The sequence below is a fragment of the Corynebacterium sp. 122RC1 genome, assembly GCF_024580955.1.
In the GTDB taxonomy this organism is placed as follows: domain Bacteria; phylum Actinomycetota; class Actinomycetes; order Mycobacteriales; family Mycobacteriaceae; genus Corynebacterium; species Corynebacterium kozikiae.
Genome location: NZ_JANIKD010000001.1, coordinates 166,520 through 182,199, shown reverse-complemented (window position 1 = coordinate 182,199; position 15,680 = coordinate 166,520). Strand labels below are relative to the sequence as shown.

Here is a 15,680-nt window from a genome sequence, read left to right as displayed (position 1 = left end):
CCCGAATCTTTGTTCTAATCTTAGCTCATGCCCAACGTATTGGGAAGGGGGGTAAAGGAAAATGGCAAAAATTACCCCCGCCCCCACAGATCTAGCCGCCTACTTCTCCAAAACCTCGTAGCCCCAGGCAGGAAGTGCTACCGTGCTGCCTGCAACTTCTACAGAAAGTGGAAGAGGGCTGAAATTACCGACGAACCACGCTCCCGGATGCTCCATAATCAGCCAGGGGGAGTGGGAATCACCGCAGGTTACCCGGAATTCTGGGTACGTCGTTCGCGCGAAGCCGAGGCGCTTGCGCAAGGCGATCAGCCGTTGATACTCGGCAAAAATCGCGTTTCGTTCCGGTTGGAGTTTGGCCGAGGCAAACGTTTCGTATGCTGCGGGATCCGGGGTGTTGGTGGTGTCCCAGCCGTGGTCTGCGAATTCCCGCCTGCGCCCCTCGGAGGTGAGGCGGTTCAGCTCCGGAGACTCATGCGAGCAGAAGAAGGGAAATGGCGTTTTAGCTGCGTATTCTTCCCCCTGGAACAGCATGGGAGTGTAAGGGGAGCAGAGCACGGTGGCGGCTCGCAATTTCAGCAGTGGTTCATCCAGGTATTGAGAGGGTCTATCGCCAAGCGCGCGATTGCCCGTCTGGTCATGGGTGGTGGTGTAGGTGACGCCCTGCCAAGGCTCAATAGCAGAATCAGCCCCGACCGTGATGGGCCGCCCATGGTGCCTGCGGCGGAAGGTGGAGTAATTTCCGTCAAAGAAGTACATGCCGGCCAGGCTCTTTGCCAAGCCTTGGACGCCCGCCTCCGCATAGTCCAAGTAGTATCCTTGCCGCTCCCCGGAGGTCAGCGCGTGCAGGCTGTGGTGGATGTCGTCAACCCATTGTGCATCGGCTTTTCGCTGCGTCATCACTGCCGGGTCATTGAGGTCAGACTCAACAATCACATAGCGGGGCACCCCGGTTTCCTGCTCAACCTCCGAAGCAACCGCACGGATCTGCTCGATGATCGAGGTGGCGCCGCGGTCATCAAAAGCGTGGATGGCATCCAGGCGCAGGCCGTCAATGCCAAACTCAGAAAACCATTGGTGGCAGGCATCCAAAATGAGGGCGCGAACTTCATCGCTGTGCTCGTTGGACATATTCACCACATCGCCCCACCCGGTGTTGCCCGCCTGGGTGTAGGGGCCAAAAGCCCCGGCGTAGTTGCCGTCAGGCCCAAAGTGGTTGAACACCACATCCAGGATGACCGCGATTCCACGTTCGTGGGCGGCAGCTACCAGCGCTTTCAGGCCGCTGGGGCCGCCGTATTCGGCGTGTACCGCCATCCAGTCCACGCCGTCGTACCCCCAGTTTCGTGCGCCTCCAAAAGGATTCACTGGCATCAACTCAATGGCAGTAATCCCAAGGTCGATGAGGTAATCCAGGCGGTCGATCACCCCCTGGAACGTCCCGGAAGGAGTAAACGTCCCCACATGAAGCTCGTAAATGATTTGTCCCGCAAGCGGCGCGCCGCGGTACTCACCCAAAGCCACCGGCGTACGGTCAACGACTTCCGAAGGCCCATGGATGCCCTCAGGCTGGAAGCGACTGCGGGGGTCAGGAAAAGGCTTCGTGGTGAGATCGGTAGAGTAGCGGTAGCGTTCGCCCACAACAGGTGCGCGATCGCTTATCCACCAACCACCCTGGCCTGGTTGCAACTCCAGCGGGTCCTCGCCCTCCACATACACAAACGCCGAGGTTGCGGCGGGTGACCACACGCTGTAGACCTCGTGGCGCAGAGAGTTTTGGGAAAGTTGGTCTTGCACGGTGGGCGAACTCATAGGTTCCCAGGGTAGCGCGAATTAAGATGGGGCCTCATGTATAGCCGTCCGGAAGCGAACACCGAGTTCTTTATTGAACACGAGATCAAGCGCTCGCGATTCCTCTGCTTCATCACCCAGGCCAGCAGCGAGCAGGACGCACGCAACTTCGTCCAAGCTCTCCGCGGACGATACCCCGACGCACGCCATCACTGCAGCGCGTTCATCATCCACCAAGACGGGGCCAACCCGATGGAGCGTTCCAGCGACGACGGCGAACCCTCCGGCACCGCCGGCCAACCCATGCTCGATGTCCTCCGCGGCAGCGGCCTCCAAGACATCGTCGCGGTGGTCGTGCGCTACTTCGGCGGCACCAAGCTCGGAGCCGGGGGACTGGTGCACGCCTACTCGAATGTGGTCTCCGACTGCCTCGCCCAAGTACGCACCGTCACGCGCCGCAGGCTCAGCCTCTTTGAGCTTTCACTGGGGCATGCCGACGCCGGCAGGATTGAAGCCGAGCTGCGCGCACGCGGCGTAACGGTGCAAGAGGTGACGTACGGCGCGAGGGTGCAGATCACTCTGGCGGTGCCCACGGAGCCGGAGCAAAAGGCGATGCTGCAGGACCTCGTTGCCTCCCTGACCAAGGGCGGTGGTGTACTCAAGGAGGCAGGGCATACATTCGCTATAGGATAGGAGCTATGACTTTGCAACCCCGCCCCCACAATCCAATCGAATTGCGCAAGCAAGCAGTGCGCAAATACTCCAAGCGAGCAGTAGGTTCCGTTGCTGTTGGCGTAGTAGGTGGAGCAGCCCTGGCGGTGCTCGCTACCTCCTGGAGCTGGCTAGTGATTGGCCTCGTGATCGCTGTGGTGGGCGGCGGCTACAACTGGTCAAAGGTACAAAAGATCGTGAACCACCGTGACCAATACTGATTCTCAGGCACCCGTTCGCATCGATGCCTGGGTGTGGGCGGTTCGGTTGATGAAGACCCGCTCTGCAGCCTCGGACGCCTGCAAGGCGGGTCACGTCAAGCTCAACGGGGAGCCGGTGAAACCCTCCCAGCAAGTGGTGCCGGGGGATCGGGTGCGGGTGTGGGTGGACCACCGCGAATACGTGGTGGAAGTTGTCCACACCATCCGCAAGCGCGTAGGCGCGGCGATTGCGCGCACCTGCTACGTGGACCATTCGCCGCCACCACCGCCGAAAGAAATCCTGCTCTCGATGCCCAGGCGTGACCGTGGGGCGGGGCGGCCGACCAAAAAAGAACGCCGCGAGCTGGATAAACTCCAAGGCAAGCAGCGTTCTTAGGTTAGATAGAGTTAGATAGAGAAGGTTCCCCAGGATGCCGGTGGGAAGTTGATCCCGAATTGGCGGAAGAAGTCTGCGATGCTCAGTGCCCAGACGTGGATGAAGTCGGCTACCTGAGGGGACAGCTCAACGAGACTTGCGGACAAGTTCATGAAAACACTCCTTAAACAAAGGGGAAGATGCGACCACGAGTCTAACCAAAAATCAGCTCTAGCCGCGTAGCTGCTGTAAACGCTGGGCAAGGCGGTCCGCCCGGAGCTTCGGCCGTTTGCCTGTGTTACCGGTGCGTTCAATGTGCAGCTCGCGGAAACGGTGAAGCAGCAGATCGTCGATAATGCGCACATGGCCAGGGGTGAACTGGTACTTCAGCGCCCCGGACACCGCGGCAATATCGGCCTCATTGAGGAGCTCGCGGAGCTGGCCGGCGGTGGTGATGCCATTCGCATTGAGAATCTCCTCCAGCCAGCCGTAGTGCTCGCTTCGCGACTGCGGGAAGCGGTTTCCAGTGAGCATGGTGATGACACCGGGCAAGGTAGCCGCGGTGAGCGTGATGTCCGCACCCGCCGAGCCGAGCTCGGGCACCGCGAGACCCTGGGCAGCGTCGGCAGGCTCATGGACGGCCGCGATCTGGTCGAATTGTTGGTCGGCGAGTTCGATGAGCCCCGCGGCGAGGGTGAAGGCGCGGTCGACTTGGGGATCGAGGGGGCCGCGGCGCTTGTAGCGGATGTCGTGCTCGAATTCTGCCCAGGCGTGCTGGAGGACGGTGCGAATTTGGACCTCGAATTGCAGGCCCTGGTAACTCGCTAGGCTGGGGGTGCGTTCGTCGGCGGCGAGGATGAGGTGGTGCGAGCCATAGCCGAAGGACCCCGAAATACGGGTTTGGGCGGCTTTGTCCACGCTGCGCAGCACCACAAAGTTGTCCGCGAGGACCTCCTTGACCTGGGGGATTTCCGTGGAATGGAAGGTGGTGATGCGCACGCCGATGATGTCGTGGATGTCCCGCCAGGGGTCGGGGTAGGCTAACTCACCCTGCGCATTACGCTTCTTTGCCTTGGCCTTGAGGGAACTCCAGCTCTTCACGCGGGCGGAAACGCGGTCATAGGTCAGGCCCGCATCCAGCAGCACATCCTCCATGGCATCGCGAAACTCCGCGGCAGCCCGAGGATGCGCGGTGTTGAAATCGCGGTAGGTGTTGTGCAGCGCGGAAAGATTGGTGGCATTGGACATTGTAGGGGACCTGCGAAAAGCTAGTTGGTGTGCTAGTGGATGTGCTGGAGCAGCACACACGGGTAGGTGGCAAAAAGCTCGGCAACTTGTGCCTCACCAGAGTAAACGTTGCCGGTGAGGCGGTCGCGCCACGCGCCGTGGGGCAACGTCAACGTGGTGCCCGCCCACTGAGAGGCGTCCTGCCAGTCAAAGCTGCGGCGGATGGCAAAAGCGATCACCTCGTGGCGCGCGGTGCGGCGGGAGCCCTTGGGACCGCGGGCAAAGCCAATGCAGTTTACCTCCGCGGGGCCTTGGGCGAACACGGCTTCGTAGTCGCCCGTATCAAAGGTCTCCGGCAGATCGGCGCGCACCCGTAATGCCTCGCGGGTGACGTGCAGCTTCGCCAGGTCCGGCTCCTGGACGGGGTCCGGAACCCTCTGTTCGTCCAGGCGCTGCATGAACTGCCTGCGCATGGTGAAGTCCACAAAACGGCGGTTGTCCGGGTCCACCAGGGAATCACTCAGCAGCTCGGTGCCCTGGTAGGTGTCCGGGATTCCGGGGGCCAGCAACTGCAGCAGCTTGCGGCCCAAACGGATGGGTTCGGTTCGCTTCTCAATAGTGGCCACGAACTCGGTGATCATTGGCTGGGCAGGGCCACCCAAAATAGCAGCCACCCAGTCCGTGACAGCCTGCTCAAAAGCCTGATTAGGGGCAGTCCACTCGGTATGTACCCCGGCCTCACGCACAGCCTTAATTGCGTATTCAGTTGCCCGCTCCAGCAGCGCTGGGGTGATGCCCTCGGCCTCGGTTGGCCAAATGCCAAGGAGGTTTTGCAGCAAGAAGTGCCCTGTGTTGCCGTCTGGGGCGGGTACCAGGGCGTGGACCTTGTGCACCAATTCCGCGAAAATGTGGGGTTCGATGGTCAGCGCGATGATCCGGGCGCGCACATCCTCGTCGCGCTTGGTGTCATGGGTACTCAACGTGGTCATTGCGCGCGGCCAGAGGCGGGAACGCTCGTCCTGGAGCAGGTGGAACTCCGCCGCGGACACACCAAAGCGCCCCGGTGCGCCGCCAACCTCCTGCAGGGCAACGAGGCGGCTGGCGCGGTAGAAGGTGGTGTCCTCCACACCCTTGGCCATTACGGCGCCACACACCTGGGCAAGGCGGACTGTGGCCTCACCGCCGGTGAGCATGGCCGCGGTGATGAGGTCGAGCGCCCGACGCTTGGATGGGTAGCGGTGGGAGAGGTCCGCCACCACGGAGGCGGTAAGCCGAGAGAGGGACTCGTAGTCGGCGCGGTACACGGGCATCTCCGCCACCAGGTCGATGATGGTTTCAATCAGCTCGGCCTCGTCCACCGCGGCGCCGGCGGTGGAGAAGTTATCCCGGCGGACAGCCCGGGCAAGTCTGCGAACCTCCGCGGCGAGTTCATACCTGGCGACGTCGGCTTTGAGCAGTTGTTCGGTGGCATGCAGTGCCTGCGCATCCCAAGTGGAGCCTGTTTGCTTGAGTGCGAGCATGCTGAGGTTGTCTTCTGCAGCGCGATTAACGAACACGCCGTCGAACTCCCGCAGCGAGTCATAGCCGGTGGTGCCATCCACGCGAAGGCGGGGGTCGAGGGGCTCGGCCACGCCAAGGATCTTCTCCACGAGGAGCAGCCGGTCGGGGCCAATGAGATCGCGCAGCCGCTCGAGGTATTCAAAGGGCTTGGCTAGGCCATCGGGGTGATCCACGCGGACTCCATCGATGAGGTCCTCCTCGGCCAGGCGGCGGATCACCTCATGGCTATGAGAAAACACCTCCGGATCCTCCTGGCGGATGCCCGCGAGGTCATTCACGGAGAAGAAGCGCCGGTAACTGATCACTCCGGACTTCCAGTAGCACAGCTTGTACGCCTGCTTGTGGTAGGTGGCTACCGGATCATCAGGGACCAGGGTGCCGGGGGCGATGGGGTAGAAGTGGTCAAAGTAAGCGAGGACTTGCTCGCCGACGAGCCCCGGTGCGGTAGGTACGGACGCATCCAGGGTGGCAAAGGTGATCTTGTGCTCGTCGCCCTCCGCACCGAGTACCGGCAGTCCGATCTTGCCGCCGGCGCCGTTGTCTTTGGCAAAGTCGATGTCAAAATAGTGCGCGTACTGGGAAGCCTTGCCGTGCTTCAGCACGTCCCACCACCAGGGGTTTTGCTCGGGTGAGGCTACGCCAACGTGGTTGGGGACGATATCAATAATGATGCCCATGCCGGCCTTCTTGGCGGCAAGGGCGAGCTCCCGGAAACCTTCCTCACCACCGAGCTCGGGATTGATTTCGGTGGGGTCTACCACGTCGTAACAGTGCGCAGAACCGCTGGTTGCCTTGAGAATCGGGGAGAGGTACAGGTGTGAGATCCCCAGATCCTGCAGATAATCCAGCAACGCCAGGGCATCTGCGAACCCAAAGCTGCGTCCCTGCGGATCCGCCTGCGGGCCGCGCAACTGCAAACGATAGGTGGAGGAAATGCGAGTCATGCACACTACCTTAAACGGAAGCGGCACACCTCGGAGATTCCGCACTGTAGAACGCCGGGAAACCGTCGCGCTCCTGCAACACCCCTGGCACCGCCGCGCCCAATCCCGTGCGAGCACGTTCAGCGATCCACTGGCCTGCCGCGTGCGCTCGCTCTTTGGGCATCGCTACCAGCACGTTTTGCTGCGGCAGCAGGAACACTGGCGGCTGTTCGAGCAGCCCCATGGCGTAATTGTTGAGGAACTGCAGCGTCTCCGGGTGCGCGAGCCAGGTGCTCATCGACGTTCCCGGGATGCGCAACTGCAGCCCACCCACCAACACCGGATCCAGTGCCGTGGCCGGGCGGCGGTGCACCTGGATGCCCAGGGACGTCCGTGCCCGCTGCTGCGCCTGCGCCGCAGCCAAGTTCCACGCCTTGAGCGGAGTCAGCCCCATCTGGGCAATGTCTGTGTGCGTGAGCGTGTGCCCGTGGAAACGAAAGCGCGTACAAAGTCCCCGCGCCAGTGCCACCTGCGCATAGCCGGCGCCGAAATCCTCCCCAACCAGCGTCAAAGCCTGCGTGTTTCGCAATGCCACGATCTCAAGCTGCAAGTCCTGTGATTCAAGTGCCAAGGTATCCCCCTTCAAGCGTGCCCCGTTAACTCAACACCTACCTTAGACTCCCGACGGAGGTGGTGCGGTTCCCAGCGCGGGAACAAGCAGCGAGGGGATACCCTCATTCAGGGGAGAGTTCGAGGTGTTCGAAGAGCTGCTGAGCAGACCAGATCTCGATCTGCTGCCCCTTGGCAATGAGCTCCTCGGCGCGCTTGAGCTTGGATGTCTTCGTTTCCCACGGACCGGAGGCCAAAATTGTGGTCTTTTTGGTGACGTTCTTACCCACCTGGGCTCCGCGAGCAGCGAGTGCGTTCCACAGCTCGCCTTTTTCAAATGGGGCGAAGTCGCCGGAGAGGGTGACATTCTGGCCAAACAGCACGCCGGTGGGGTCCGCGTCCAGATTTGGTTCTGGAATGACCTCCGGGGTGGCGGCTTTGGCCCAGCGAGCCCTCGCCCGTGCCTGAGCGGGTGCTGGCGAGGCTGAGGTGGCTGAGGTGGCTGAGGTGGCTGGGGTGGCTGAGCGCTGCGAGGACAACTTTGCGAGCACAGGGTAGACCCGCTTCGCGTCCAGGTTCCCTAAGGTCATGCCGAAGTGCTCGGTGAGCTCGCGCAGGCTGACCGGCGTGGAAAGCGTTTGTTGCTCAATTACCCGCTGCGCAAGGCCGATGATGATACCTGCGCAGGCCTCGGCGTCCGCACCTGCGTCATGGTGTTTGGTTAGGTCTACGCCAAAGTACTGGGCCACAACCGGCAAGCGGTGACTTTCCACCTTCAGGTCGGCGTGCCGCGAAAGGGCAAGTGAGCAGGAGAAATCCAAGGTGGGGACGTTGATGCCGGCGGCCTCCGAGGCGCGAAAGAGGGCGGTCATATCAAATTGGGCGTTGTGCGCCACCACCGGGAGGTCTCCGATGAAATCCACCAATTTTTCCTGCGCCATGGCAAAAGGCATGGCGTCTTGGACGTCTTCGGCGGTGATGCCGTGGATGGCAACATTTTCCGCATCGAAGTTGGCGATTGGGGCTGGGGGCTGGCACAGCCAGGCTACGGTCTCAAGTACGTCGCCGTCGCGCACCAGCGTGGCGCCGATTTGGCAGATAGAACCCCAGTCCCCGTTTGCGGTTTCCACATCTACCGCCACAAAGTCCAGGCCAGCAACCGCGCGGGTGGCGATCACCGGAAGCTCGCCGCGGCGTGCGGCGGCGACCGCATCCACTAGATCCTGCTGGGCCTGGGCCTGGTTGGGCGCGAAGAGCATGGAGTGGCTGCGGGCGCTGGCGTCGTCGGCAAGCTCCAGCACAACCGCACCACCAGTGGTACGCGTGGCCAAATTGCTGATGGTGGCGGAGGTGATGCTGGAGATCGGCGTGCTGAAGGCCTGTTGGCCGAGGGCTGCGGCGAGTGTGCTCGGGTTGAATCGCAGGGTTCGGGGGTCAACTTCGATCGTGCCTCGAAATGCCTCGATGCGCGCTTCAGTCACGGGGGACACACTCCTTTGCAGCAAAAGACCAGTTGGGACAGCGAGTTTAGCCGATCCCCTTGTCAGCGTAGTCGTCTGCGGATTCCAACGTCCCTTCCTTCGCTGGCTGCTCAGCATCATTGCTGTAGAGCGGCAAACCGACCTGGCGCAGCAACATGGTGGCACGGCCCGGAACGGTGAGGGTGGCCTCAGCATCCAGGGTGACGGGTTCGGCGGGGTAGCCGGTGGCCTCGCCGGTGTCCACGATCAGCTTCCACGACTGGCCAAACTGTGCGCCTGGCAGGGAGAAGTTGATCTCCTCGTAGTGGGCATTGAAGATGATCAGCCAAGAATCATCCTCCACGCGCTGGCCGCGGGAATCCGGTTCGCCGATCGCCTGGCCGTTGAGGTACACCATCACGGACTTGGCCATGTGGAAACCCCAGTCATCCTGGGTCATGGGGCGCCCGGATGGCGTCAGCCACGCAATGTCGCGGTCACGCACGTCCTCACCCAGGGGGCCGCCAGCGAGGAAGCGGCGGCGGCGGAACACCGGGTGGTTCGCGCGAATGCGGATGAGGCGGCGGGTGAACTCGTGCAGATCACTGTTCTTTTCCAGCAGCTCCCAATCCACCCAGGCGATCTCATTGTCCTGGCAGTACACGTTATTATTGCCGCCCTGGGTACGTGCGATTTCATCGCCGTGGGCGATCATCGGGGTGCCCTGGGAAAGCAGCAAAGTGGTGAGGAAGTTGCGGCGCTGACGGGCGCGCAGCTCCAGGATCTCAGGGTCGTCCGTGGGTCCTTCCACGCCGCAGTTCCACGAGCGGTTGTGGCTTTCGCCATCGCGGTTGCCCTCGCCGTTGGCGTCGTTGTGCTTCTCGTTGTAGCTCACCAGGTCGTTGAGGGTGAAGCCATCGTGAGCGGTCACAAAGTTGATCGAAGCGGTCGGGCGGCGGCCGTTGTTCGCATACAGGTCAGAGGAACCGGTGATGCGGGAGGCGAATTCGCCAAGCGTCGCTGGTTCGCCGCGCCAGAAGTCACGCACGGTGTCGCGGTACTTGCCGTTCCACTCGGTCCACAGCGGTGGGAAGTTGCCTACCTGGTAGCCGCCCTCGCCCACATCCCAAGGCTCGGCGATGAGCTTCACCTGGGACACCACGGGGTCCTGCTGCACCAAGTCAAAGAAGGTTGCCAGCTTATCCACATCGTGGAGTTCGCGCGCCAGGGTGGAGGCCAGGTCAAAGCGGAATCCGTCCACGTGCATCTCGGTCACCCAGTAGCGCAGGGAATCCATGATCATCTGCAGTGGGTGGGGGTCGCGCACGTTGAGGGAGTTACCGGTGCCGGTGTAGTCCATGTAGTGGCGCTTGTCGCCGTCCACCAGGCGGTAGTAGGCCTCGTTGTCGATGCCACGGAAGGCGATCGTTGGGCCCAGGTGGTTGCCCTCGGCGGTGTGGTTGTAGACCACATCCAGGATGACCTCAATGCCGGCCTCGTGGAAAGCGCGGACCATGCCCTTGAACTCGCTTACCGCACCACCTGCGGTCTTGGTGGCGGCGTAATCGTGCTGTGGAGCGAAGAAGCCAAAGGTGTTGTAGCCCCAGTAATTACGCAGGCCGAGGTCACGCAGACGATCGTCTTGGAGGAACTGGTGTACCGGCATCAGCTCGATGGCGGTCACGCCAAGGTCCTTGAGGTAACCAATGATCGCTGGGTGTGCCAAGCCGGCGTAGGTGCCACGCAGCTCCTCCGGAACATCCGGGTGAGTCATGGTCATGCCCTTCACGTGTGCCTCGTAGATCACCGTTTCGTGGTACGGGGTCTTTGGCGCGCGGTCAGAACCCCAGTCGAAGAAGGGGTTGACCACCACGGACTTCATGGTGTGATCCAGAGAGTCCTCGGTGTTGCGGGCATTTGGATCATCCGGGTTGGTGATGTCGTAGCTAAACAGCGAAGGGTGGCCGTCGAACTCGCCGGTGAAGGCGCGGGCGTAGGGGTCCACGAGCAGCTTGTTCGGGTCGCACCGCTTGCCGTTTGCGGGGTCGTATGGGCCGTGGACACGGTAGCCATAGCGCTGGCCTGGGGTGACTGCAGGAAGGTAGGCGTGCCAAATGTGGGCATCTACCTCTTCTAGGTTGATCCGTTCTTCTTTACCGTCTTCATCGATCAGGCACAGTTCCACCTTTTCGGCAACGTCCGAGAAGATGGCGAAGTTCGTGCCCGCGCCGTCGTAGGACGAGCCAAGTGGGTAGGCATGGCCGGGCCACACGCGGCGCTTTGGCGCCTCAGGTGCCTGAGAAACTACGGGTTCATTCATGAATGGGTACCTTACCGGTTCAGTTGCTCATACCTGCTATTACGGCGTGTAAACCGTCTGTGAAATTATCAGAATCCTTACCGAGAGTGCGGATTGTGTCACCTGTGCCCGCAACTGTGATTTCCTGAAGCTCTGCCTGCTGCAGCGCCGCCTGATCCATCATCGAGGCCCCGAGCACGAAAGAAAGCAAGGTCGCCGCCGCAAGATCAGGGCGGGGGAGTCCATCGGAGCTTGCCGACGCGGCCAGCACCGCCTCCATCTCCGCCCGCAGCGCGGGGTTCGCGAGCGCGGCGCTCAGCAGCTCCGCCCCATCGCGGTAGGAAAACATAGCCTCCCGCAGCCGCATGCATGCCTGCGCGAGTGTGGCGGTGGGCGCGTCGAAAAGCGGCTGCAGCACGGCCCGAGCCGTGGCATCGATCAGCGCCTGCTTGTTTCTGAAGTGCCAATACATCGCCCCAGGGGCAACGTTGAGGTGGGCGGCGAGCCTGCGCATGGTCATGTCTGCCAGCCCGTATTCACTTAAAATCTCAAGGCTTGCCGCGATAATGCTTTCTTTGGTGAGCTGCACCTAAAATATGGTAGTTGAAACGCTCCATGGCCGTGAGCCGATTAATCTGGTTAGAGTGCAAGAGAAACTCTGGCCTAGAACCAAACTTTTGGAAGTGATCAAGAAGTGAATTTGACCAAAATCGGCGCACTGTGCACCGCGACCGCACTGACCCTGGGCCTCGCAGCCTGCGGAAACGATGAGGAAACCGCGGCAAGTTCAACCACCGCCACCACAACGGTGGTGGAAAGCACCACTGCCGCCACTGCGAACACTGCGGCGGAGACCACCACACAGCAGCCAGACGCTGAGGAATCCAACGCTGAAGCCGCTCCCGCACCAGGAGCAGCCCCAGTGGATCCAGCCGCACAAGCCGCTGGTGACGCCCTGCTCAACGAACTCGGCGTGGCACCCATGGCTGCAGTGGACGGGCCACAGGCATCCGCCGAAGACGCCCAGGCCATCGATGCCCTGGTGCGTAGCTCCAACAACGTCAACAACGCGCGCGACTTCATCCTCTACGTGCCAAACAACGCCTGCGCTGCCCTCATTGAGGCAAACGGCGGCTATGAAGCCGTGACCAACCTGCCAGGGCTTACCCCACAAATTGAGGCTGAAGTGTTGGCCCGCCGCGGCACCGTCACCGCCGTGGAGGACATCCGCGTGAACGGGGATACCGCCTCCGCACTCGTCACCTCTGACCAAAACGGCACCCCCACCACAACCACTTTGCGCTTCCTGCGTGAAGACGGGCGTTGGAAGTTCTGCCAGTAGGCAGTGTGCATTGGAGCGGCCCCAAGCGATTGATGCTTGGGGTCTTTTTGTTGCGCGTTTGCCGGGTGTGTGCTGCGCGTTTGCAATTCTATTCACCTATAGATTGCAATGTGTTTGCAGGTGGGGTGGAAAGTGGACACATTGGATCTAGGGCAGGGTGCTGAGCGGGAATAACGTTTCTTCCAGGTTGTGAATCTCCGCAGCCAGCGGACCGAATCCAAGGAGGAAACCTCGTTGAGTACACACTTTGTATCTGGGGACGTAGCAACACCAGAAGCGTTTCTGAAGGACTTCCACCACACATCCCAATACGGCGCCACCCCTGCCGGAGGTATTGACCGCCAAGCCGGCACGAAAGAACACGGCGCGGTGCGTGATTGGTACGTGGCTCGCGCGAAAGAACTCGGCTTCGAAGTGCGCGTGGACAAGATTGGCAACGTGTTTGCCTCCCTGGAATTCGTGCCGGGGGCAAAACACGTGTACGTCGGCTCGCACCTGGACTCCCAGCCTCTCGGAGGCCGATTCGACGGCACCTACGGCGTGATTGCGGCGCTCTATGCAGCGGCGCGTGTGAAGACGCTTGTTGAGCAAGGTGAAGTGACCCCTGAGTTCAATATCACGGTTGTGGACTGGTTCAACGAGGAAGGCGCGCGATTTGTGCCCTCGCTGATGGGCTCCAACGTGTTTGCTGGATTCTGGGATGCCGAAAAGACCCTTGATTCCACCGATCCCAAGGGCATCAGCGTGCGCGAAGCACTCAGCGACATCGGCTATCTGGGCAGCGACACCCCGCCGGAGATCGCCTCCTACGCCGAACTGCACATTGAACAGGGCCGCATCCTGGAGCGCGACGGTGTCACCATCGGCGCCGTGGACCAAAGCTGGTACACCCAAAAGCTCGTGGTGAAAGTATGCGGCGAACAATCCCACACCGGGGCGACCATCATGGCGGACCGCCACGACGCCCTCACCGCAGCCGCGGAAATCGTGCTCGCCGCCGAAGCCGTGGTTGAGCGCTTTGACCAAGAGCAAATTGTGACCTCAGTGGGCAAATTCGACGTGCTGCCCAACTCCCCGATCGTGGTGCCGCGCCAGGTAGACCTGGTGATCGATCTGCGCGCGAACCTCCAGGCAGACGTGGAGGAAGCCCGTGACGTGCTCAAAGAACAGATCCAAGAAATCGCACAGCGGCGCAACCTCACCATTGATGCTCAGGACTTCGACATCCGCGACATCCAGCACTACCCAGAAGCAGGCATTGAGCTCACCGAAAAAGCGAGTGCCAACCTCGGGGTGAGCGTGCAACGAATGCGCACCATGGCAGGCCACGACTCAATCGTGATGAACCGCATTGTTCCATCCGTCATGGTGTTTATCCCCTCCGAAGGCGGCATCTCCCACTGTGAGCGCGAATTCACCTCAGACGAAGACATGCTCTCCGGCGTGGACGTACTCACCGAGATCGCGAAAGAGATGGTCACCGGGGTGCTGAAGGACGTTGAGGCGGCGGGGTAAAGCGGGGGTTTGAAAGCGAAAGGAGCTGTGATGACCGCACAGGACTTGGTGTCGAATCACACGAAAATTGTAGAAACCGGTGAATTTGACCAACACGGGCACGTAGTTGTGCTGAGCTCGGAACACACGAGTAACAAGCAGCTCTACAACCATGACATCGCCCCGAGGACCGGGGAAGGGCAGTGGACCGCAGGCTCGCTGTTCAACTGGTGGATGAGCGCATGGCACTCCCTGGGTGGTTACGCGATGGCGGTGGGGTTTATGGCCATCGGGCTCAGCGCTTGGCAAGCATTGCTCGGCATGGTCCTTGGCATGGTTGCCATGTGGGGAGCTTCCAATCTCATGGGCGTGGCAGGCCAGAAAGTTGGCGTCCCGTTCCCCGTGTTCGCCCGAATCACCTTCGGCGTCCACGGTGCAAACCTCCCAGCGCTACTGAGGGCGATTGTGGCGGTGTGCTGGTACGGCATCCAAACCTACCTGGCCTCCCACGCCATCATGGTGCTCGTTCTTAAGCTCGCTCCGGGGGCGGCAACACTCAACAACAACTCCATCCTGGGACTGTCCACCTTGAGCTGGATTTGTCTCCTTGGGCTGTGGAGCGCTCAATTGTTCGTGCTGTACCGAGGTATGGAAACTGTGCGGAAGCTCTCTGACTTCGCAGGGCCAACCATTTGGGTAGCGATGATCGCACTCGCGGTGTGGACGTTGGCACGAGCCGACTGGCAGATCAACTGGAATTACACGATCGACCAAACCCAACTCACCGGAGCTGCTTCCCTGGTTGCGGTATTGGGCGTTGCAAGCCTCACGCTTGCCTACATGGCCGGTCCGATGCTGAACTTCTCCGACTTCACCCGCCTCTCCGTTTCCACCTCCGCAGTCCGGAAGGGGAACGCGTTGGGGTTGTTGGTCAATGGCGTTGCATTCGCGGTTGTCTCCGTGATCATTGGCGTGGCGTCTGCAGAAGTGTATGGGGAAGTGGTCACGGACCCGATCCTGTTGCTTGGTGATCTCGACTCCGTTTCTTTGCTTCTGATCGCAACAATTGCGGTGGCCGTAGCTCAAGTGGGTGTCAATATCATCTGCAACTTCGTTTCCGCGGCCTTTGACTTCACCCATCTGCGTCCGTCGGTGATTTCCTTCAAAATTGGCGGGCTGATTACGGCAGTGCTGGCCCTTGCGGTGATGCCGTGGCGGCTGTATGAATCTCCGGTTATCATCAACGTCTTTTTGGGTGGAGTTGGTGCTTTGATTGGTCCGCTTTTCGGAATCATTATGGCGGACTACTACCTGCTCAAGCGGGGCAAAATTAAGGTGGCAGATTTGTATTCTTCCAGGTGGGATGGCAAATACCACTACTCGGGCGGTATCAACTTCCGGGCGGTTACGGCTTTCTTAATTTCTGGCGGAATCTGTCTTGTGATCGCGTTGGCTCCGGCGTTTGGAGTGCTCGCGCAATTCAGTTGGCCAATCGGTGTGTTTCTCGGCGGATTGGTGTACGTCGGGATCGCTCGGCGGTCCTGAAATGGGCGATGAACCTTATGAAAAGGTGTTGACAATATGTCCACACCGCAATGTGATAGCGAACACATTTTTGCTTGATGACGTTCGGGGATATCCGGTTATCTAAGCCATAAAAGTTTCTCCAAACAGCAAAAAATACCTCACAA

14 protein-coding genes are annotated in these 15,680 nt (G+C 60.8%); 6 read left to right on the top strand and 8 right to left on the bottom strand.

The genetic code is table 11. The features are described from left to right. Positions 1-99: 99 nt before the first annotated feature. Positions 100-1,809 (bottom strand): malto-oligosyltrehalose trehalohydrolase, encoded by a 1,710-nt coding sequence (gene treZ / locus NQ050_RS00820; protein ID WP_257037339.1) that lies wholly within the window; start codon positions 1,807-1,809, stop codon positions 100-102. Between the two features lie 36 nt (positions 1,810-1,845). Between treZ and NQ050_RS00815 the strand changes: the two genes are divergently transcribed. The 3 genes from NQ050_RS00815 to NQ050_RS00805 are packed head-to-tail and all read left to right on the top strand — an operon-like array spanning position 1,846 to position 3,096. After that, positions 1,846-2,481: a YigZ family protein gene (locus tag NQ050_RS00815; RefSeq protein WP_257037338.1), complete on the top strand. Its 636-nt coding sequence runs from the start codon at positions 1,846-1,848 to the stop codon at positions 2,479-2,481. 5 nt (positions 2,482-2,486) lie between these two features. Then, the gene (locus NQ050_RS00810) at positions 2,487-2,720 is read left to right on the top strand and encodes a hypothetical protein (RefSeq protein ID WP_257037337.1); all 234 of its coding nucleotides are present in this window, start codon (positions 2,487-2,489) and stop codon (positions 2,718-2,720) included. Continuing rightward, the gene (locus tag NQ050_RS00805) at positions 2,707-3,096 is read left to right on the top strand and encodes an RNA-binding S4 domain-containing protein (RefSeq protein WP_257037336.1); all 390 of its coding nucleotides are present in this window, start codon (positions 2,707-2,709) and stop codon (positions 3,094-3,096) included. The genes NQ050_RS00810 and NQ050_RS00805 overlap by 14 nt, the downstream gene beginning before the upstream one ends. A gap of 11 nt (positions 3,097-3,107) precedes the next feature. Here NQ050_RS00805 and NQ050_RS00800 read toward each other — a convergent pair whose 3' ends face one another. From NQ050_RS00800 to NQ050_RS00770, 7 genes are all read right to left on the bottom strand, one after another. Next, a complete protein-coding gene (locus NQ050_RS00800; RefSeq protein ID WP_257037335.1) occupies positions 3,108-3,248 on the bottom strand; it encodes a hypothetical protein in 141 nt (46 codons plus the stop codon). 58 nt (positions 3,249-3,306) lie between these two features. Continuing rightward, complete coding sequence (locus NQ050_RS00795) at positions 3,307-4,323, bottom strand: GTP pyrophosphokinase family protein (protein ID WP_257037334.1); 1,017 nt, start codon at positions 4,321-4,323, stop codon at positions 3,307-3,309. A 32-nt stretch (positions 4,324-4,355) separates the two neighbouring features. Continuing rightward, positions 4,356-6,806: a malto-oligosyltrehalose synthase gene (treY, locus tag NQ050_RS00790; RefSeq protein ID WP_257037333.1), complete on the bottom strand. Its 2,451-nt coding sequence runs from the start codon at positions 6,804-6,806 to the stop codon at positions 4,356-4,358. Positions 6,807-6,816: 10 nt separating this feature from the next. After that, positions 6,817-7,416: a hypothetical protein gene (locus tag NQ050_RS00785; protein WP_257037332.1), complete on the bottom strand. Its 600-nt coding sequence runs from the start codon at positions 7,414-7,416 to the stop codon at positions 6,817-6,819. Positions 7,417-7,519: 103 nt separating this feature from the next. Then, complete coding sequence (locus NQ050_RS00780) at positions 7,520-8,875, bottom strand: exonuclease domain-containing protein (protein ID WP_257037331.1); 1,356 nt, start codon at positions 8,873-8,875, stop codon at positions 7,520-7,522. A 46-nt stretch (positions 8,876-8,921) separates the two neighbouring features. Beyond that, entirely contained in the window at positions 8,922-11,174 is a 2,253-nt protein-coding gene (gene glgX, locus NQ050_RS00775) for a glycogen debranching protein GlgX (protein ID WP_257037330.1), read from the bottom strand. A gap of 19 nt (positions 11,175-11,193) precedes the next feature. After that, positions 11,194-11,742: a TetR family transcriptional regulator gene (locus tag NQ050_RS00770; protein ID WP_257037329.1), complete on the bottom strand. Its 549-nt coding sequence runs from the start codon at positions 11,740-11,742 to the stop codon at positions 11,194-11,196. A gap of 105 nt (positions 11,743-11,847) precedes the next feature. On the opposite strand from NQ050_RS00770, the gene NQ050_RS00765 reads away from it, so the two are divergent. From NQ050_RS00765 to NQ050_RS00755, 3 genes are all read left to right on the top strand, one after another. Then, positions 11,848-12,495 (top strand): hypothetical protein, encoded by a 648-nt coding sequence (locus NQ050_RS00765; RefSeq protein ID WP_257037328.1) that lies wholly within the window; start codon positions 11,848-11,850, stop codon positions 12,493-12,495. 234 nt (positions 12,496-12,729) lie between these two features. Next, complete coding sequence (locus NQ050_RS00760; RefSeq protein WP_257037327.1) at positions 12,730-14,010, top strand: M20 family metallo-hydrolase; 1,281 nt, start codon at positions 12,730-12,732, stop codon at positions 14,008-14,010. 30 nt (positions 14,011-14,040) lie between these two features. After that, positions 14,041-15,534, top strand: coding sequence for an NCS1 family nucleobase:cation symporter-1 (locus NQ050_RS00755; RefSeq protein WP_257037326.1), 1,494 nt, complete (start codon positions 14,041-14,043; stop codon positions 15,532-15,534). Positions 15,535-15,680 lie beyond the last annotated feature (146 nt).